The organism is Jutongia hominis, assembly GCF_014384965.1.
Taxonomy (GTDB): Bacteria; Bacillota; Clostridia; order Lachnospirales; family Lachnospiraceae; genus Butyribacter; species Butyribacter hominis.
This window is the reverse complement of sequence record NZ_JACRSW010000001.1, coordinates 102,418-122,429: the sequence shown is the minus strand read 5'-3', so window position 1 is coordinate 122,429 and position 20,012 is coordinate 102,418. Positions and strand designations below refer to the sequence as shown.

At 39.4% G+C, this 20,012-nt stretch carries 15 protein-coding genes; 13 read left to right on the top strand and 2 right to left on the bottom strand.

Annotated elements, in window-relative coordinates:
• Window positions 1-5 precede the first annotated feature (5 nt).
• Window positions 6-602, top strand: coding sequence for a recombination mediator RecR (gene recR / locus H8700_RS00540; RefSeq protein WP_022142249.1), 597 nt, complete (start codon window positions 6-8; stop codon window positions 600-602).
• Window positions 603-638: 36 nt separating this feature from the next.
• Here the strand turns inward: recR and yyaC are convergent, their stop codons facing one another.
• Window positions 639-1,259: a spore protease YyaC gene (gene yyaC, locus H8700_RS00535; protein WP_249302175.1), complete on the bottom strand. Its 621-nt coding sequence runs from the start codon at window positions 1,257-1,259 to the stop codon at window positions 639-641.
• Window positions 1,260-1,592: 333 nt separating this feature from the next.
• On the opposite strand from yyaC, the gene H8700_RS00530 reads away from it, so the two are divergent.
• The 11 genes from H8700_RS00530 (at window position 1,593) to aspS (ending at window position 18,395) form a co-directional block, all read left to right on the top strand.
• Entirely contained in the window at window positions 1,593-2,876 is a 1,284-nt protein-coding gene (locus H8700_RS00530) for a LysM peptidoglycan-binding domain-containing protein (RefSeq protein WP_249302173.1), read from the top strand.
• Window positions 2,877-2,948: 72 nt separating this feature from the next.
• Window positions 2,949-4,121: a DUF5711 family protein gene (locus H8700_RS00525; RefSeq protein ID WP_249302171.1), complete on the top strand. Its 1,173-nt coding sequence runs from the start codon at window positions 2,949-2,951 to the stop codon at window positions 4,119-4,121.
• A gap of 170 nt (window positions 4,122-4,291) precedes the next feature.
• Window positions 4,292-4,705 carry a 30S ribosomal protein S12 gene (rpsL, locus tag H8700_RS00520; protein WP_022142245.1) on the top strand — a complete coding sequence of 138 codons (414 nt, stop codon included), beginning with the start codon at window positions 4,292-4,294 and terminating at the stop codon, window positions 4,703-4,705.
• Window positions 4,706-4,870: 165 nt separating this feature from the next.
• Window positions 4,871-5,341, top strand: a complete 471-nt coding sequence (rpsG, locus tag H8700_RS00515) for a 30S ribosomal protein S7 (protein WP_022142244.1) — start codon at window positions 4,871-4,873, stop codon at window positions 5,339-5,341.
• A 124-nt stretch (window positions 5,342-5,465) separates the two neighbouring features.
• Window positions 5,466-7,583 (top strand): elongation factor G, encoded by a 2,118-nt coding sequence (gene fusA, locus H8700_RS00510; RefSeq protein WP_283242142.1) that lies wholly within the window; start codon window positions 5,466-5,468, stop codon window positions 7,581-7,583.
• 151 nt (window positions 7,584-7,734) lie between these two features.
• Window positions 7,735-8,922, top strand: a complete 1,188-nt coding sequence (gene tuf, locus H8700_RS00505) for an elongation factor Tu (protein WP_249302169.1) — start codon at window positions 7,735-7,737, stop codon at window positions 8,920-8,922.
• A gap of 206 nt (window positions 8,923-9,128) precedes the next feature.
• Entirely contained in the window at window positions 9,129-12,374 is a 3,246-nt protein-coding gene (locus tag H8700_RS00500) for a response regulator (protein WP_249302167.1), read from the top strand.
• 392 nt (window positions 12,375-12,766) lie between these two features.
• Window positions 12,767-13,993 carry a hypothetical protein gene (locus tag H8700_RS00495; protein WP_249302166.1) on the top strand — a complete coding sequence of 409 codons (1,227 nt, stop codon included), beginning with the start codon at window positions 12,767-12,769 and terminating at the stop codon, window positions 13,991-13,993.
• An 87-nt stretch (window positions 13,994-14,080) separates the two neighbouring features.
• A complete protein-coding gene (gene cysC, locus H8700_RS00490) occupies window positions 14,081-14,719 on the top strand; it encodes an adenylyl-sulfate kinase (protein ID WP_283242141.1) in 639 nt (212 codons plus the stop codon).
• Between the two features lie 25 nt (window positions 14,720-14,744).
• On the top strand, window positions 14,745-16,094 hold the full coding sequence (locus H8700_RS00485; protein ID WP_249302165.1) for a chromate transporter: 1,350 nt from the start codon (window positions 14,745-14,747) through the stop codon (window positions 16,092-16,094).
• Window positions 16,095-16,643: 549 nt separating this feature from the next.
• Window positions 16,644-18,395, top strand: a complete 1,752-nt coding sequence (gene aspS / locus H8700_RS00480; RefSeq protein WP_249302164.1) for an aspartate--tRNA ligase — start codon at window positions 16,644-16,646, stop codon at window positions 18,393-18,395.
• Between the two features lie 236 nt (window positions 18,396-18,631).
• Here aspS and H8700_RS00475 read toward each other — a convergent pair whose 3' ends face one another.
• Window positions 18,632-19,000 (bottom strand): metal-dependent transcriptional regulator, encoded by a 369-nt coding sequence (locus tag H8700_RS00475; RefSeq protein WP_022142037.1) that lies wholly within the window; start codon window positions 18,998-19,000, stop codon window positions 18,632-18,634.
• A 312-nt stretch (window positions 19,001-19,312) separates the two neighbouring features.
• Between H8700_RS00475 and H8700_RS00470 the strand changes: the two genes are divergently transcribed.
• A complete protein-coding gene (locus H8700_RS00470; protein WP_249302163.1) occupies window positions 19,313-19,978 on the top strand; it encodes a methylated-DNA--[protein]-cysteine S-methyltransferase in 666 nt (221 codons plus the stop codon).
• Window positions 19,979-20,012: the final 34 nt, after the last annotated feature.

Genomic DNA, 20,012 nt, shown 5'->3' with positions numbered 1-20,012 from the left:
TATAAATGGATTTTTATAGTACGCAGATCAGTAATCTGGTAGAACAGCTTTCACATCTGCCCGGAATCGGTGCAAAATCAGCACAGCGTCTGGCATTTCATATCCTGAATATGCCGCAGGATCAGGTGGCAGGCTTGTCCAATGCGATGCTTAGTGCAAAAAAAAATGTGCGTTATTGTAAGGAATGCTGTACATATACGGATGATGAACTTTGTCCGATCTGTTCTAATCCAAAGAGAAATCATAAGCAGATCATGGTCGTAGAAAATACCAGAGATCTTGCAGCATATGAAAAGACCGGGAAGTTTGAAGGTGTTTATCATGTGTTACATGGTGCGATCTCGCCCATGGCTGGAATCGGTCCGCAGGATATCCGGTTAAGTGAATTGATGGTGCGGCTGCAAGGCGATGTGGATGAAGTGATCGTTGCTACGAATAAGAACTTAGAAGGCGACACGACAGCAACCTATATCAGTAAACTGATCAAGCCTCTGGGAATCCGTGTCAGCAGGATTGCAAGCGGAGTACCGGCAGGAGGCGATCTGGAATATATTGATGAGGTGACATTATATCGTGCCTTAGAAGGCAGAACGGATATGTGATGCGAAGTGATACGTTTTCTTGATAACCGGTCTGTTTCAAAAGAACGACAGAACAGCTTTTTTGTGTCGGCCCGGTGCCGGCAGAGCATAGGCATTTAAAATGCCGGTTGCGATAAAGGAAGCACTGTTTAAGACAGTAGAAAGATGTGTTGTCTGCAGTGTTGTATGGCTGTTCAGTCCGGACCGGTTGACAATGCCGGTGATCGAAGAGTCTCCCACTTGTGGGAGCTTTTTTTGTACGCCGATTCCTGGAATCAGCGGTGCCGGAGCATAGGTGACATATCCTACATGTTCTGCAATACCAAGGCTTGCGTCGATCGCGACCACGTAAGGGACTGCATAAGTATTCTGTATGTGTTCTAATGTTTTTTCCAGATTGAGTGCATGAACCGGCGTTTCTAATGTTCCATAGATACGTGGAAGAAAGTGCGCGTGTTTTTTTACATTAGAAAAATGCTGTAACAGCATATGACCGACAAGCGGACCTAAGCAGTCTCCGGTAGCACGGTCAGAACCGATACAAAAAAAGACAAGAGTCTGTTGCTTTTTTGCAACGGATTTTTTTAAATGCCGAATTTCTTTTGTGAAGTCCTTAAGTGCTGTTTTATAAGCCGGATCAAAGTATAAAAGTGTGTCCGCTGGTTGCATTATTTTCATATAATCCTCGTTTCTGAGCAGCATTTTTTCTTATTCTGAAAATGAAGCTGTCTCCTTTTGCTCGGAAGCAAACAGCCCTAACAATTATTTAAAGCCTTGCCTTTTTTGAAAAAGATATTCGTATATTTTGAAAAAAAGAAAAAGATCTTTGTATATTTTGAGAAAGGTATACACGGATTTTGAAAAGGAAATATATGGATTTTGAAAAAAGCAACGTAGAAAGAAGAAGTCGAAAAAATACGAAATGAAAGAGCTAAAGTTACAGATACTTCGACAAAAAATGCAAAGAGCAGGTGATATGCTTGGAGAAAGGAAAAAAGGAGTGTTTGAAATATGAGTCAGGACAGGCATAATGCTACAAATGAGGAATATTGTTTTGAATCCCTTCCGAAGAATGTCAGACAGGTAGGCGAAACAATGCAGGGAACCCGCTTTTTTATAGAAGATTATGTGATGACTTTTTTGCGTAAATGTATGGGAGATAAAAAGGAAGAAGGAATAGTTCTGTTTGTTGGAAAAAGAGGCAAAAAGGAAGCCCAAAACTGTATTTTTATATATGGTGCGATTGTGGCGGAGTGCAATGTATTGGATGGTAAAAGAGCACTGGACACACAAAAATGGCAGGAGATCTATCAGGCGGTACAGACTTATTTCCCGAAAGGAGAACTTTTTGGCTTCGGATGCGGTGTCGGAATGTGGAACAGCCAGGTAGATCAAAGCATTCAGGCAATGCAGAAAGAAAATTTTCCGATGGAAGACCGCCTGCTTTTCTTAGCAGACCTTGGCGAGAAGGAAGAGAAGCTTTTTGTGACAAAGAAAGAAGGATTGCAAGAACTTCCCGGTTATTGGATCTATTTTTCGAAAAATACACAGATGCAGGAGTATATGTTAGCAACTTCTCCGCATAAAAGCATGGAGGGCGGTTATCAGGATGATGTCACACAAAATATCCGGGAAGTGATCCACCAGAAAAAAGAGTTACATTATAATAAAAGAAATGTGATCTATGGGATAAGCAGCTTGCTCTTTTTACTAATGCTTCTTGGGGCGTTTTTACTGTTTCAGAGTACAAAAAGGATCCGGAATTTACAGCAGACGATCGAAACATTATCACATTCTACCGGTGATGTGGTGACAGGCAGTGCAATTGCAGATGCAAAAGATACGACAACACGGGAAGAAAGTTCAAATGCCAAGGCTGGTGTTAATATCAAAAAGTCTGCAGATTCCAAAAAGGGGCAGGAAGAAAAAAAGAAAAGCAGTCAGCCGGAAAAAGAGACCGGTATTGCAACACAGGAAGAAAGTTCAAGTCCTTTTTTTACACCACAGGGTATAAAGGAGGATTCCGGCCAGACAACAAAAAAATCATTAGAAAAGATTAAAAAAACAAAAAAAGAAGTTGCAGCCGGGAAAAGCAGTAAGGAAAAAACAACAGCGACCGCAGAACCGAAAAAGACCGGTTACCGTGTGAAAGCCGGTGATACACTCAGCCAGATCGTATGGAGACAATATCATAATCTTGCATGTATTGCCATGGTTCGTGATGTCAATCATATCAAAGACGATGACAAGATTCAGGAAGGACAGTTTCTTTTATTGCCGGAATATGAAGATTGAGTTGCTTATGAAGCATTGGTGCTGTATAATTGCAAAAGAAACAAACATACGAAAACAGAGGTAGTACAATAGATGAGGAGTTTAATCGGACGTTCCTTTGATGCCGTTGCATTGCAGGAACAGCATAAGAAAAGAAGAAATTGCATAGGGATCACGATTGTCAGCATCCTATTATGCTGTGTATTGTTTTATTTTGCATATCATTGGTTCTTAAACAGACAGTTTACATCCCATAGCGTAACATCAACAATGAAAGTGCAGGATGACAAAATGGTACATTACCGGTCTTTCGAGAGTGGCATCTTACGCTATGGCAGAGATGGTGCAAGTGCGATTAGTGACAAAGGCCAAACAGTCTGGAATGGCAGCTACGATATGGCAACGCCGAAAGCCGATACCTGTGGTTCGAGCGTAGTGATCGCGGATATTGGTGAAAAAAGCCTGTATGTCTATAAAGGAAGCGAAGACAAAGGTGCATCTTTTCGTGTAGATTATCCCATCGTGCAGGCATGTGTATCGGAACAGGGGATTGTAGCGGTTTTAACAGAAGATATTTCATCAAACACGATCTATCTTTATGATTTGTTTACTGATTCTGACAAGCTTTTAGCAGAAATTCCGACGAACGTAGATGACGGTTATCCGGTCAGTTTAGATATTGCACCGGATGGAAGCAGTATCGTTGTATCATATCTTTGTGTAACCACAGGTATAGCACAAAGCAGGGTTGCCTTCTACAATTTCTCGGATGTCGGAAAAAATGAAAACTGCTTTGTTGGCGCACACAATTATAATGACAGGATGATATCGGAAGTACATTTTTGGGATAATGACCATGTGATCCTTTTTGCGGAAAAAGGGTTTGCCGTCTGGGAAAATATGAAACAGCCAAAAGCCGTTTGGAAAAAGTCTTTTTCCGGAGAAATCCAAAGTGCGGTAGTCAATGATTCGTATGTTGGACTGGTCCTGAAAGAAGGAGAAACAGAATCACGGCTTTATCTGTACGGACAGGATCGGGAAAGGAAACTTGCGATCAATGTTGACAGCAGCTATGATCATGTCGAAATGAGTGATGATGAAGTTTTATTTTATACGGCAGGAAGTTGTACGATTTACCGGACAAACGGTGTCAAAAAATATAACGAACAGTTTAAAAGCAAGATCAGTGCATTCTTCCCGGGAAAAAGACACAATCGTTATTTTATGATACAAAATTCAAAAGTCAAAGTGATCCGTTTAAAATGACAGGCGGTTTTTGAACGCATATTTGGATCAGATTTTTAAAATATATAAAATGTTTTTTTGAAAGAACTGCTTGACAAGTGCACACCGCAGTATTATACTGATTGAGTGTGCATTTTTGCGTTGCGTGAAAATGTGCAAAACATGTAAAATAATCATAGGAGGTGAAATTAATGCCAACATTTAACCAGTTAGTAAGAAAAGGAAGAAAGTCAGCTACGAAGAAGTCTAATTCTCCTGCACTTCAGTACACTTACAACTCACTTAACAAGAAAACTGTTGCACAGAGTTCTCCACAGAAGAGAGGTGTTTGTACTGCAGTTCGTACAGCTACACCAAAGAAGCCTAACTCAGCTCTTAGAAAAACAGCCAGAGTTCGTCTTTCAAACGGTATCGAAGTAACAAGTTATATCCCGGGTGAAGGTCATAACCTTCAGGAGCATAGCGTTGTACTTATCCGTGGTGGTAGAGTAAAGGATTTACCAGGTACAAGATATCATATTGTACGTGGTACACTCGATACAGCCGGTGTTGCAAACAGAAAGCAGGGTCGTTCTAAGTATGGAGCAAAGAGACCTAAGAAGTAAGATTCACTAATTTGGGGAAGTGCCGGATTAATTTTATCTATTTTATATAATTAACCTGGTGCGGACACAGAATATCGTGAGTACCGATGAATTAATGAAATAGTAGTACGTTCGAAGCAGTGTCGGCTGTTAGTATTACTAAATAATGTTAAGGAGGGAAGTAACGTGCCACGTAAAGGACATATTCAGAAAAGAGATGTATTAGCAGATCCTGTATACAATAACAAGGTTGTGACAAAGTTGGTCAACAACATTATGTTAGACGGTAAGAAGGGTGTTGCTCAGAAGATCGTTTATGGTGCATTCGAGCAGGTAGCAGAAAAGTCAGGTAAGGACGCTATTGAAGTGTTTGAAGAAGCTATGAACAACATCATGCCTCAGCTTGAAGTTAAGGCTAGACGTATTGGTGGAGCAACTTATCAGGTACCTATCGAGGTTAGACCTGACAGAAGACAGGCTTTGGCTCTTCGTTGGCTTACATTTTTCTCTCGTAAGAGAGGCGAAAAGACAATGAAAGAAAGACTTGCTAATGAGATTTTAGATGCTGCTAACAATACAGGTGCAGCAGTTAAGAGAAAAGAAGATATGCACAAGATGGCAGAAGCAAACAAGGCATTTGCTCACTATCGTTGGTAAGATGCAAAGGGTTTCCGGTGTTTTGTCTGACAAAATGCCGGAACGTTTGTGCATTCGTCGTTTTTTGCGACGGCATATCAAATTGTTTCTATTGAAAATCACAATAAATTAGGAGGTAAGAGTCTTGGCTGGAAGAGAATATCCACTTGATAGAACTAGAAATATCGGTATCATGGCTCATATTGATGCCGGTAAGACTACATTGACAGAGCGTATCTTATATTACACTGGTGTAAACTATAAGATCGGTGAGACACATGACGGTGCCTCAACAATGGACTGGATGGAGCAGGAAAAAGAAAGAGGTATCACAATTACTTCTGCTGCTACAACTTGTCACTGGACACTTGAAGATCATCACAAAAAGAAACCAGGTGCTTTAGAACATCGTATCAACATCATTGATACACCGGGCCACGTAGACTTCACAGTTGAAGTTGAGCGTTCTCTTCGTGTATTGGATGGTGCCGTAGGTGTATTCGATGCTAAGGCAGGTGTTGAGCCTCAGTCAGAGAACGTATGGAGACAGGCTGACACATACAATGTACCTCGTATGGCATTCATCAACAAGATGGACAAAATGGGTGCAGATTTCTTCATGTCAGTTCAGACAATTATTGATCGTCTTGGAAAGAATGCAATCCCTGTTCAGATTCCAATCGGTAAGGAAGATGATTTCATCGGACTGATCGACTTATTTGAAATGGATGCATACTACTACAAGAATGATGAAGGTACGGATATTGAGATTACAGATGTTCCTGATGATCTCAAAGATCTTGCCGATGAATGGCATAACAACCTGATCGAGAAGGTCTGCGAGTTAGATGATGACTTGTTAGAGAAATACCTTGAGGGTGAAGAGCCAACAATTGACGAATTAAAGAAAGCACTTCGTAAAGGAACGATCGCTTGTGAAGCAGTACCTGTATATTGTGGTTCTGCATATAAGAACAAGGGTGTTCAGAAGCTTCTTGATGGTGTTGTAGAATTCATGCCTGCACCAACAGATATCCCTGATATCACAGGTACAGATGAAGAAGGTAACGAAGTAGTTCGTAAGTCATCAGATGATGAACCTTTCTCAGCACTTGCATTCAAGATTATGACAGATCCTTTCGTAGGAAAGCTCGCATTCTTCCGTGTATATTCAGGTACATTAAACTCAGGTTCTTATGTACTGAATGCAACAAAGCAGAAGAAGGAGCGTGTTGGTCGTATTGTACAGATGCATGCTAACAGCCGTAGCGAAATTGACAAAGTTTACTCTGGTGATATCGCAGCAGCCGTTGGATTTAAGATCACTACAACAGGTGATACAATCTGTGACGAACAGCATCCTGTTATTTTGGAATCTATGGAATTCCCAGAGCCTGTTATCGAGCTTGCTATCGAGCCTAAGACAAAGAATGATCAGGGTAAGATGGGTGAAGCTTTAGCAAAACTTGCTGAAGAAGATCCTACATTCCGTGCTCATACAGATCAGGAAACAGGTCAGACAATTATTGCCGGTATGGGTGAGCTTCATTTGGAAGTTATCGTAGACAGACTTCTTCGTGAATTCAACGTAGAAGCTAACGTAGGTGCTCCGCAGGTAGCATATAAAGAAACATTTACACAGGCCGTTGATATCGACAGCAAGTATGCTAAGCAGTCTGGTGGTCGTGGTCAGTACGGTCATTGTAAAGTTAAGTTTGAGCCAATGGATCCTAATGGTGAGGAACCATTCAAGTTTGAATCTACAGTAGTCGGTGGTGCAATTCCTAAGGAATACATCCCAGCTGTTGGTGAAGGTATCGAGGAAGCTGCTCAGGCAGGTATCCTTGGTGGATTCCCTGTACTTGGTGTACACGCTACTGTATGGGATGGTTCATACCATGAAGTCGATTCATCAGAAATGGCATTCCACATTGCAGGTTCTATGGCATTCAAGGATGCTATGAAGAAAGGTAATGCCGTTCTTCTTGAGCCTATCATGAAGGTTGAAGTAACAATGCCTGAAGAATACATGGGCGATGTTATCGGAAGCTTAAATGCAAAACGTGGTCAGATCGAAGGAATGGAAGACATCGGTGGCGGTAAGCTTGTAAAAGCATTCGTACCACTTGCTGAAATGTTTGGTTATTCTACAGAACTTCGTTCTACTACACAGGGTCGTGGTAACTACTCAATGTTCTTTGAGAAGTATCAGCAGGCTCCTAAGAATGTACAGGACAAAGTCCTTGCAAACAAAAACCAGTAATATAATCTAAATTATGCAAAACGCTAGGCATTATTATAAGAAAAGCACTTGAAAATTCATTCAACTTGCAATATAATAGTGCCCATAGCGTGATTATAAACGCAAAGCGTATTAGGCATTTTGCCTATGAATTAAAGGAGGATAATTAAAAATGGCTAAAGAAAAGTTTGAAAGAACGAAACCCCATTGTAACATTGGTACCATTGGTCACGTCGATCATGGTAAAACAACATTAACAGCTGCTATTACAAAGACTCTTGCTGCAAGAGTAGAAGGTAACGCAGCAGTAGATTTCGAAAACATTGATAAGGCTCCAGAAGAGAGAGAGCGTGGTATCACTATTTCTACAGCTCACGTTGAGTATGAGACAGCTAAGAGACATTATGCACACGTTGACTGCCCAGGCCATGCCGATTATGTAAAGAACATGATCACTGGTGCTGCTCAGATGGATGGTGCTATCCTTGTAGTAGCTGCTACTGATGGTGTTATGGCTCAGACAAAAGAGCATATCTTACTTTCTCGTCAGGTAAACGTACCTTATATCGTAGTATTCCTTAACAAGTGCGATATGGTAGATGATCCTGAGCTTATCGAATTAGTAGAGATGGAAGTAACAGAAGCTCTTGAAGAGTATGGTTTCGAAGGCTGCCCAATCATCAAGGGTTCTGCTCTTAAGGCTCTTGAAGATCCTAACGGAGAATGGGGAGACAAGATCATGGAACTCATGGACACAGTTGATGAGTACATTCCTAACCCAGAGCGTGATACAGATAAGCCATTCCTTATGCCGGTAGAGGACGTATTTACAATTACAGGTCGTGGTACTGTTGCTACAGGTAGAGTAGAGCGTGGTACACTTCACCTCAACGATGAACTTGAAATCCTTGGTGTTAAGGAAGAAGTTGGTAAGACTGTTGTAACTGGTATCGAAATGTTCCGTAAGATGTTAGACGAGGCTCAGGCTGGTGATAACATCGGTGCACTTCTTCGTGGTATCAACCGTGATCAGATCGTTCGTGGTCAGGTTCTTGCTAAACCAGGTACTGTAACTTGCCATAAGAAATTTACAGCTCAGGTTTACGTTTTAACAAAAGATGAAGGTGGACGTCATACTCCATTCTTCAACAACTACCGTCCACAGTTCTACTTCAGAACAACTGACGTAACAGGTGTTTGCGAACTTCCTGATGGTGTTGAAATGTGTATGCCTGGTGATAACGTAGAAATGACAATCGAATTGATCCATCCGGTAGCTATGGAGCAGGGTCTTAACTTCGCTATCCGTGAAGGTGGACGTACTGTAGGATCTGGTAAGGTTGCTACAATCGTCGAGTAATTTTCGCAATATTACTAGAATCATAAATAAATAAGAGAAGCCCATTTGAATGTTTGTGTTCAGATGGGCTTTTTTTGTGTATATACAACCGAAATTAATTCTTCAAAGGGAATTCTAGCATATAGATATTAAAAAACTGTCATAGTAAAATATAATTGGATGGAAATGTAAAAGAAAAGATAACAATGACAGAAATGGAGATACAGATGAAAAGAATGCGAAAAATGAAATTACCGATAATAACATTATGTATGATCGCTATGCTTTTGAGCATACCAATGGCAGCGAAGATAACAGCGAAAGCAGATTCGGATTCCCAAAAAATTGTAAAAGTCGGATATATTGGCTATAAAGGATTTATCGAGGAGGATGGCTCCGGCAATTATTCAGGATATGCCGTTGAATATTTAAATGAAATTGCCAAATATACCGGATGGAAATACGAATATGTATATGGTACATGGGAAGAACAGTTAGATGCCCTAAAAAAAGGAAAAATTGATATAGTATGCCAGGCAAAGATGACACCGGAGAGGAAGGAAAAGTATCTTTTTTCAAAGTATTCGGTTGGCATGGAATCAAACTATCTCTATGTATTAGATAAGAATGATAAATATTATTATAATGATTTTGCGGCATTTGATGGTATACGCGTCGGCATGATGAAAGGCAGTTATCAGAACGAAGCATTCGATGAATATGCAAAAGCAAATCATTTTTCATATATACCGGTTGTTTATAAGACAGTATCAGAAGTATATACAGCGTTAGAAGAGAAAAAAGTAGATGCGGTTGCAGTCGGCAGCTTGTCAGTCAACACAAAATACCGTAATATTTGTCAATTTGGTGCGGAACCATTTTATATTATGGCTGCGAAGAATAATCAGGCACTTTTGAATGAGCTGGACAACGTATTAGGACAGATCAAGTCATTGAACCAGTCTTTTGAGTCAGAGCTATATACAGATTATTATGGAAAAGAAGCTTCCAAATCGCCAATTGCTTTTTCGCGGGAAGAAGCAGACTGGATTGCGCAAAAGAAAACAATAACAATTAGTCTGATTCCGAACCATGCACCGTTTTCTTATATAAACGATAAAGGAAAAATGGAAGGCATTACAAAAGATGTGATGGATCTGGTTGCAAAAAAAAGTGGCATTAAAATGAAATTTAAGATGCTAAAAAAAGGACAGAGCAGTATGGATTATCTGTCGAAGAATCCGACGGATTTTATAGCAGGTGTGTCAGTTGATAACCCGTATTTTGTCAGCAAAAAATACCTGGTATCGGATAATTATTATAGTGATGATGTGGTATTGGTATCAAATCCGGATCAGCATTATGACGTATTTGCAAAAGAAGGAACCTATACGCTTGCAGTACCGACAAGTTATACTGCATTGATCGGTTATGTCAAAAAGAATTATCCGCAATTCAAAGTCAGAACGTTTCCGACAAATGAGGCATGCTTTCAAGGGGTAAAAGATGGTAAAGCAGATTTTATGGCGCAAAATATCAATATTGTAAATTCCTGGATGCAAAAGCCAAGATATAATGATATGACAATTTTGCCATCGTATATTATGCAGGAAAAGATTGGTATTGTCGGGACAAAAAACAGTGAAAATGCGATTATCTTATCAATCTTAAATAAAGCAATCGCCAATGTGACTTCAGAAGAAAAAGAACAATGTGTCGTAAATAGAACTGTGGAAAATCATTATAAATTGACAACGATGGATTTTCTTTATAAATTTCGTTTGACTTTGATCGTGGGTGTGGTTCTTTTATTTATTTTGTTTGCAGGAATTATTATTTTTTGGGAAGTAAGAAAAAGAAATTATGACCGCCTTGCAAAATTCAATCATTCCTTAGAGATTGCAGTGAAAAAAGCAGATAGCGCGAATGCTGCAAAATCACAGTTTTTGGCACAGATGAGTCATGAGATCCGGACACCGATGAATGCGGTGATAGGATTGACAGATATTGCGAAAATGGAAACAGAGCCGGATGAAAAAATTCGTGACTATTTAGATAAAATTGCGAATAGCTCTAAACTTTTGCTTGGAATTATCAATGATGTTTTGGATATGTCTGCGATTGAGGGCGGTAAGCTAAAAATTGATTCGGCGGAATATAATTTTAAAAAACAGATCTCAAATATTACAACAATGTTTTATCAGCAGGCACACCAAAAGAATATTCATTTTGAAGTTAAAATGAAAGGTGTCACAGAAGAAGTTGTTGGTGGTGACCAGCTTCGTGTCAACCAGATCTTAATGAATCTGTTATCTAATGCGATCAAATTTACACCGGCAGGCGGCAGTGTCAGTCTGAGTGTGATTCAGGCAAGCAGGGCAAGAGATCATGTGCAATTCCGCTTTATTGTAACCGATACCGGATGTGGCATGAGTGAAGAAATGTTAGGACGTTTATTTAAACCTTTTGAACAGGAATCTGCTTCAACAGCCCGTAAGCATGGTGGAAGTGGTCTTGGTTTGTCAATTGCCAAAAATCTGACAGAGATGATGGGTGGAACAATCGATGTAGAAAGTGAAGTGGGACTTGGAACTACTTTCACAGTAGATATACCATTCGTTTTAGCTAAGAATGCAGTACACTATGATGATGAAGTAAGCTTTGATGATGTTCGAACATTAGTAGTGGATGACGATCCGGATGCCTGTGATTATACAGGAACGATATTAAAGCGTCTCGGTGTCCGTTATGATTATGCAATGACCGGGGAAGAGGCATTGATGATGTTAGGAGACGCAGAAGATCAGAAAGATCCATATAAGCTTTGTATGATCGACTGGAAAATGCCGGAGATGGATGGAATCGAGGTTACAAAACAGATTCGTGAAGTTTTTGGTGATGATGCGATCGTGATCATAGTCTCTGCTTATGATATTAGTGAAGTGGAGCGGATAGGAAAGGATGCCGGAGTTAATTACTATATTACGAAGCCTATGTTCCAATCCACATTGTTTAAAACGATCATGGAGATTTCCAAGGGGAATTACAAACAGATATCTGCGAAGGAACAGGATAAAAAATATGATTTTACAGGCAGACACGTTTTGATCGCAGAAGATGTTGCATTGAATATGGAAGTTGCGATCAAGCTTTTAAGTATGGTCGGCGTTAGTTGTACCTGTGCCGAAGATGGTAAGCAGGCTGTTGAGATTTACGAGCAGTCAAAAGAAGGGTATTATGATGCTATCTTCTTAGATATCAATATGCCGGTTATGGATGGATATGAGGCAGCCAAAAGAATACGAAAAAGTAACAAAAAGGATGCACAGACAGTACCGATCTATGCTATGACAGCTAATGCGTTTGCAGAAGATGTTACGAATGCATTAAATGCCGGAATGAACGGTCATTTGGCAAAGCCGATCGAAACAAAAGTACTTTATAGTGTATTAGATCAGTTATGGAAGAAATAACACCAAGATATTTTTTGCACGGCAGGCAGCAAAGTGTTGCAAATTCGTCACGCAATGAGCAAAGTTTTGTAGGATTAAAAAAGACTTTCTTTTTAAAATGAGGAGCTTAAAAAGGTTTTATGACAGAGTGATTATCTGTTATGAAACCTTTTTTTTATTGCAATTTTTTTAGAAAGTCTCTTTTGGGGATTTTTTGTATTTTTCTTTTCTTCTTAATAATAGAAAATGTTTTTTATTGTGACCATGTAAAGATACAATGTAATCTGCCACAAAGGTTTCAAAAAACTAACAAAACATTGACAAAAAAGTGCCATGAAATATAAGGAAGATAAATATAGATCGGTTGTAAGAGCAGATCATACGAAAACTTGAAAGAAACGGAGTTATAAAAGATGGACAAGGTGGTTTATTTGCATATAGGAACTCCTAAGACCGGGAGCAGTGCAATACAGTTTTTTTGTGGAAACAATCGAAAGATCTTAAAAGAAAAAGGAGTTGCATATCCTAAGATGCCATTTGCTTTTGAAGGAATCGGACAATATCGTAATGCGCATTTTTTATCACATAAGGTTTATAAAGATGATAAAAGAGATTATGCTGCACAAGGAGAAATCTATCAGGAAGGCATGAAAGTTATTCGGGAAAGCTTGCAACAAGCCGATAAGGTTGTTTTATCCGATGAACATCTCTGGAATGAAACAGAATGGGATGAAGAACGGTTTCAAATGCTTCGGATGCAAATGGAAAAGATGGGAGCAACATTAAAAGTGATCGTATATCTGCGTAGACAGGATCTGTTAGTACAGTCTTATTGGGCACAACAGGTAAAAGAAGGGTTGCAGCTTTCCTTTTTAGAATACTTAGAACAAAGAAGATATGCATATTTTCAAATGCATTATGCAAAAAGATTAAGCCGGATTGAAAAGGCGGTCGGACTTGAAAACCTGATCGTTCGTGTTTATGAAAAAGAGCAATATGCGGGAGACGAAAGGACAATCTTATCGGATTTTATGGATATCCTGTCAATCAATGATCTTTCTGACTTTAGTCAGGATGAACCGATACGAAATACCAGTTTGTCAGGAATTTATCTGGAATACAAGCGACGGATGAACCAATATCCGATTTACCGGACAAAGAAGAATTTCCTTGTTGTGATCCTGACAAGATTACAGGAGAAAGAACAGGGAAAGCAGTTTTATGATCAGGCAGTCTGGTTTGATCGGGAAAGTCATCAAAGGTTTATGAGTCAGTTCGAGGAAGAAAATAGTTTTGTAGCTGTCCGGTATCTGCATCGGGAAAGTGGAAGATTATTTTTAGCGGATGCGAGTTTTGATCAAAAAGAAAAGACAGAATATAGCGACCGTGAGCTTTTTGATTTGTGTGGACGTGTTCTTGCAGAGCATGAAGAAAGCAGAGTAGAAAAAATCCATATGATACAGGAGCTTCGAAAGCAGGAATGTGAATATAAAAAAGATATTCAATATCTGCGGGAAACACAAAGCCTTTTAAAGCGCATCCGGCGAAAATGTAGGCTTGTCTTAAAAGAAAGGATCACACATTCCGGCAGCGAAGAGAATGAGAATATAACAGAAAAATCGACAACCCAGATGGGATAAATATTCTCTCGGAATCTTCTGAATGAAAAATTTCGGTTTATTTAGTGAAGATATCGAGAGTACATATAAGAGCTTGGGAGGAAAACAATGACGTGCATGGAAAGAGCGGATCAAAACGTACAGTATAATAAAAATATTGTCTGGCAGCAAATGACAATAACGAGAAAGAAAAGAGCAGAAAGCTTACAGCAGGTTCCGAAAACAATCTGGCTTACCGGATTGTCCGGAGCCGGGAAGTCTACCCTGATCAATGAAATGGATAAAAGATTGTTTGCACAACGGAAAAAAACAATGGTATTAGATGGTGACAATGTAAGAATGGGACTGAATGGAGATCTGGGTTTTCGTAAAGAAGACAGAGAAGAAAATATACGAAGAGTAGCGGAAGTTGCCAAACTTATGAACGATGCAGGCATTATTGTATTGACTTCATTTATTTCTCCGTTTGAGGCAGACAGACAAAAAGCAAGAGAGATCATTGGAGAAGATTCTTTTATTGAGATCTATGTCAGTACACCATTAGAAGAATGCGAAAAAAGGGATGTAAAAGGACTATATAAAAAAGCAAGAAAAGGTAAGATCACAGACTTTTCAGGAATTTCGAGTCCATATGAAGTGCCACGAAATGCTGATATCGTGGTCGATACTTCGGGCAAAAAGATTGAAGATTGTGTAGATGAGATCATGGAACAATTATCTGCGATCATGGATGAAAATAAGAGATAAAAAAGAACCGCAGCAGGAAAATTTCTTGAAAAGAAAGTGGAGTAAGATAATAGGAATGGATGAAATACTTATCCCGTCAGGAAGCAAAGGTACAAAGAAAGCATTTTTACTGGAACAATGGAACAAAGGTCTTTTACAATGTATGTTAAAGATCGGTTTCCTTGGTTTTGGTGGCGGTAGTGCATTGATACCTGTATTTGAAAAAGAAGTTGTTACAAAAAGAAAATGGCTGACAAAAGAAGAGTATGCACAGGATGTCTTAGCAGCAACGATCACTCCAGGAGCATTGCCTGTAGAAATTGCAGCAGGAATCGGAAAAAGACTTGGTGGAAGTATAGGAATGCTTCTTGCAGCAATTTGTGTGGCATTTCCGGGAGCTTTTATGACCATTCTATTGTTGTCTGCATTGGAAGATGTATCACAAAATATATTAACCGGTGTACACATTCTTTCGGTTTTAACCGGTATTTATATTTGTTATCTGCTTATCCGATATGAGATGGGGATCATGCAGGAGGCAAAGAAGAGTGGAACAGGGCAGATGATCCATACGATCGCCATCATGGCGGGAGTTTTTATACTGACAGGAGAAAAAAGCTTATATACATTGCTTGCGATCGACAGGCAGCCTTTTTTTGATATATCGACATTACGGATATTATTGCTGGCTCTTTTTTGGGGATGTTGTGACAAAGGAAACCAAAAAGAAAAAAAGATCATACTTATGATACTTTCTGCATTATATATTGCATGCGTAAAGAACGATCCATGGATTTCATTGACCTGGGTTCGGTTGTTGACAGAAGCTGTGATGCTTGGTCTGGCGATCAAAGAACTTAGCAAAGAAAAAAAGAAAACAGACTGGAAGATGATAGTAGGAGAAAATGGTATTTGTATCATGTGGCTTTTAATCTTTTTACTTCCATCGTGTTTCATACTGAAAGATCAGATTACATTTATCTTTTCAGGTATTGGTTCGACATTACTTTCTTTTGGTGGAGGGGATGCTTATCTGACTGTCGCAGAAGGCTTTTTTGTGCATAGCGGACTGGTCGATGCAGAGTTCTTTTATGCCAGGCTTGTGATGGTGGCAAATCTGCTTCCGGGTTCGATCCTATGTAAAATTCTGCCCGGTATCGGATATTATATAGGATGTCAGATGCAACATGGCAGAATTGACGGTTATCTGGTAGCGATAGCAGGATTTGGGATCAGTGTTATTGTTTCAGTAGTTGTTTTTAATATGGTATCCTGTATCTATGCTTCGATTCAGGAAAGAAATACATTTTCTTCTTTACCGTATTATATCAAACCAACAATCGGTGGTCTTTTGCTTAGCGTACTTTGCACTTTGATCCGTCAAAGTCTGTTATAGAATGTTCATGCCGGTAAATTTGCATCTAAGGCATTCGTTATCTGCAATCCCGGGGAAATTCAAGTTGACAAATGAAAGAAAACTATTATATAATTAAAAAGATAGCGATGACGAAGACAAGTAGCATTAATTATCGTTTTCAGAGAGCGGAGGATGGTGAGAGCTTCGCAAAGTGAATTAATGTGAATAACACTTTAACAGCTGCGAGTTGAAAGAATTCTAGAAAGGACAAAAGAAAACTTTTGCTGATTCTGGAGTTTTAGTAGGTGAGCCGTGCGCTAAGCGATAATTAGCAGCATTTTCAAAAAGAACAAAATGATCTTTTGGAAATGATCGAGAGACTGATCACAGTAATTCGGGTGGCACCGCGGACTATAATAGGTTCGTCCTGAACATCATTCGTATGTTTGGGATGGACTTTTTTTGATTTTATAAAGAAGACAGGAAAACGATTTTGTATGTTTTACAATATATGGATATAGGATTTTTTAGAAAGTAACAGAGTCAATCCCAGGAAGAGCAAAAATACAAAGAAAGACGGAGGTAGTTATGAATACTTCAAATATTTATCGTGAGACAACGTTAGACAAGATCAGCGAAGATGATGTCACAAAGACATTACGGATTGCCGGATGGGTAGAAAATATTCGTGACCATGGTGGTGTATCTTTTATTGATCTGCGTGATATGTATGGTGTGATGCAGATAGTATTTCGTGATACCAGCCTTTTGGATGGAATTACAAAAGAAGAATGTATCAGCGTAGAAGGTGTTGTTCAGCACCGTGATGAAGAAACTTTTAATCCAAAGATTCCGACAGGAACGATCGAGTTAGAAGTACACAAGGTTACTATTTTAGGACGTGTGTACAAGCAGCTTCCTTTTGAAATCATGACATCAAAAGAAACGCGTGAAGATGTCCGTTTGAAATATCGTTATCTGGATCTTCGTAACCAGAAGGTCAGAGATAATATGATCTTTCGCTCTAATGTGATCTCATTCCTTCGCCGGAAAATGACAGAGATGGGATTTTTAGAGATCCAGACACCGATCCTTTGTGCATCTTCACCGGAAGGCGCAAGAGATTATATTGTGCCATCCCGCAAATTCAAAGGGAAATTCTATGCATTGCCACAGGCACCACAGCAGTATAAGCAGCTTTTAATGGTGTCAGGTTTTGATAAATATTTCCAGATTGCTCCATGTTTCCGAGATGAGGATGCGAGAGCCGACCGCTCGCCGGGAGAATTTTATCAGCTTGACTTTGAAATGAGCTTTGCTACACAGGAAGATGTATTCAAAGTCGGTGAAGAAGTATTGACAGCCGCTTTTGAAAAATTTGCACCAAAGGGCTATGAAGTAACACAGGCACCGTATCCGATCATCAGTTATAAGCAGGCAATGCTTGAGTTCGGATCAGATAAGCCGGATTTAAGAAACCCACTTCGTATTGTAGATGTTACAGATTTCTTCCAGAGATGTACATTTAAGCCGTTCCACGGAAAGACGGTTCGTGCGATCAATGTGCATGCAAAGCTTTCTAAGGGTCAGCATGAGAAACTTTTGAAATTTGCACAGTCAATCGGTATGGGCGGACTTGGTTATCTGGAAGTTTTAGAAGATATGTCATATAAGGGACCGATCGATAAGTTTATTCCGGATGATATGAAGACAGAGATCAAGGATATCGCAGGGCTTACGGTTGGTGATACGATCTTCTTTATTGCAGACAGAGAAGAGCAGGCTGCATTGTATGCCGGTCAGATCCGTACAGAGCTTGGTAACCGTCTGGATCTGTTAGAGAAGAACGCATACCGCTTCTGCTATATCAACGATTTCCCAATGTATGAATATGACAATGAAGAGAAGAAGTATATCTTTACACATAATCCGTTCTCTATGCCACAGGGTGGATTAGAGGCATTAAATACAAAAGAGCCAAATGAGATCTTAGCATACCAGTATGATATTGTATGTAATGGTATCGAACTATCATCGGGTGCTGTCCGTAACCATGATCTTGATATTATGGTCAAGGCATTTGAAATAGCAGGCTATACAGAGGAAGACTTAAAAGAGAAGTTTGGAGCATTATATAATGCATTCCAGTTTGGTGCACCGCCACATGCAGGAATGGCACCGGGTGTTGATCGTATGATCATGCTTCTTCGTAACGAAGAAAACATTCGTGAGATCATTCCATTCCCAATGAATGGCAACGCACAGGATCTGATGTGTGGTGCACCGGGAGAAGTTTCCGAACTTCAGCTCCGTGAAGCGCATATTAAAGTCAGACAGTAACGGATAAGACAATGCTTTGCATAAAGCATAGTATATTTTTAGAAAGCTTAGAGGAAATTGCTGTGAGTGATTTCTTCTAAGTCATAGACAAAAGGCAACAAAAAAGCATATCGGAAGTTTGATCCGATATGCTTTTTCTATATAAAAATGATCATTATAACATAAATCAGGAATTGCTTTTTGCAATTCACGGCATATAACATATTGACGTTATCTTTGTATGGAATACAAATGCATCAGTCATCCATATGAATGGCTTTTTTGATCGCTTCAAAGCTTTCTTTGCTGATCACATGTTCAATACGGCAGGCATCTTCAGCGGCAACTGCTCCATCCACCCCAAGAGAGGTAAGCCATTTCGTCAGAAATTCATGACGTTCATAGATCATTTCGGCAATTTCTTTTCCTTCATCGGTTAAGAAGATATATCCCTGTTCCATAACGGTTATGTATTTTTTTTCACGAAGATTCTTCATGGCAATGCTGACACTTGATTTCTTAAAGCCTAATTCATTGGCAATATCAACAGCCCGGACAACCGGAAGCTTTTTACCAAGCATAAGAATCGTTTCTAAATAATTTTCTAATGATTCATTTGATTTCATAGTAGTTACTCCATTCCTATCCTATTATCTCACAACATATACTTAAACAGGAAAATATCCGTGTTATAGTCATTTGTTTGAAACTCTTATTGTACGACGAAAATGAAATCCTTGATATGCTGCTCAAAGATACATTAAATATTTATTTTATTAGTATAACATAAAACGAGAGCGAATAAAAGTTCCTTTTACATAGTGTATCGGTCATTGAAAAAAATAATCAGTCGTGCTATCATGTGAAGGGAATAAATTGACATTTCTGCCTTCGAAATCCCTTGGATTCGAGGGCTTTTTTTGAAAAGAGGATGATATATGTATATAGAAGATACCGAAAATGTCCGTAAATGGGCACTGGGCTATGGACTGACATTTGCGGATACTTATCAGGATGCTCCTTTTCATGATCCAAACTGGCAGCTTGTCAGAGTAAAGCAAAGCCGGAAAGCTTTTTTATGGACATACGAAAAGGACGGAAGGATTCATCTGAATTTGAAAACAACACCGGATAAGAGAGATTTTTATCGTAGTGTATATCCGTCTGTGATACCGGGATGGCATCAGAATAAAGAACATTGGAACACCGTTATTATGGATGGAAGCATTCCAAAAGATATTGTAAAACAGATGATAGAAGAAAGTTATCAGGTCATTACAGACAGTCCGACCAAAAGGATTTATGAAGCGGTCAAAAAAGTTCCAAGAGGTAAAGTAGCAACTTACGGAGATATTGCACAGATGGCGGGTGACCGAAAGATGTGTCGTGCGGTCGGTAATGCTTTACATAAAAATCCCGATCCGGATCATATTCCATGCTATCGTATTGTGAATGCAAAGGGAGAATGCTCCGGTTCATTTGCTTTCGGCGGGAAGGGCATACAGGAAGAATTGTTAAGAAAAGACGGGATTGAAGTTGTTAATGGCAGAGTCGATCTAAAGAAATATGAGGTGGATGTACAGGAGTTAACAGATCACTTTTAAGCTGTAAGCTAGAGGAAAACAAAGAGAATACAAA

Excerpts from the sequence above, each read along its gene's own strand:
- H8700_RS00470 (WP_249302163.1), top strand. The coding sequence starts at position 19,313 with ATGTATATAGAAGATACCGAAAATGTCCGTAAATGGGCACTGGGCTAT.
- recR (WP_022142249.1), top strand. The coding sequence starts at position 6 with ATGGATTTTTATAGTACGCAGATCAGTAATCTGGTAGAACAGCTTTCA.
- cysC (WP_283242141.1), top strand. The coding sequence starts at position 14,081 with ATGACGTGCATGGAAAGAGCGGATCAAAACGTACAGTATAATAAAAAT.
- H8700_RS00525 (WP_249302171.1), top strand. The coding sequence starts at position 2,949 with ATGAGGAGTTTAATCGGACGTTCCTTTGATGCCGTTGCATTGCAGGAA.
- rpsL (WP_022142245.1), top strand. The coding sequence starts at position 4,292 with ATGCCAACATTTAACCAGTTAGTAAGAAAAGGAAGAAAGTCAGCTACG.
- tuf (WP_249302169.1), top strand. The coding sequence starts at position 7,735 with ATGGCTAAAGAAAAGTTTGAAAGAACGAAACCCCATTGTAACATTGGT.
- yyaC (WP_249302175.1), bottom strand. The coding sequence starts at position 1,259 with ATGAAAATAATGCAACCAGCGGACACACTTTTATACTTTGATCCGGCT.
- H8700_RS00475 (WP_022142037.1), bottom strand. The coding sequence starts at position 19,000 with ATGAAATCAAATGAATCATTAGAAAATTATTTAGAAACGATTCTTATG.
- H8700_RS00500 (WP_249302167.1), top strand. The coding sequence starts at position 9,129 with ATGAAAAGAATGCGAAAAATGAAATTACCGATAATAACATTATGTATG.
- H8700_RS00530 (WP_249302173.1), top strand. The coding sequence starts at position 1,593 with ATGAGTCAGGACAGGCATAATGCTACAAATGAGGAATATTGTTTTGAA.
- H8700_RS00495 (WP_249302166.1), top strand. The coding sequence starts at position 12,767 with ATGGACAAGGTGGTTTATTTGCATATAGGAACTCCTAAGACCGGGAGC.
- aspS (WP_249302164.1), top strand. The coding sequence starts at position 16,644 with ATGAATACTTCAAATATTTATCGTGAGACAACGTTAGACAAGATCAGC.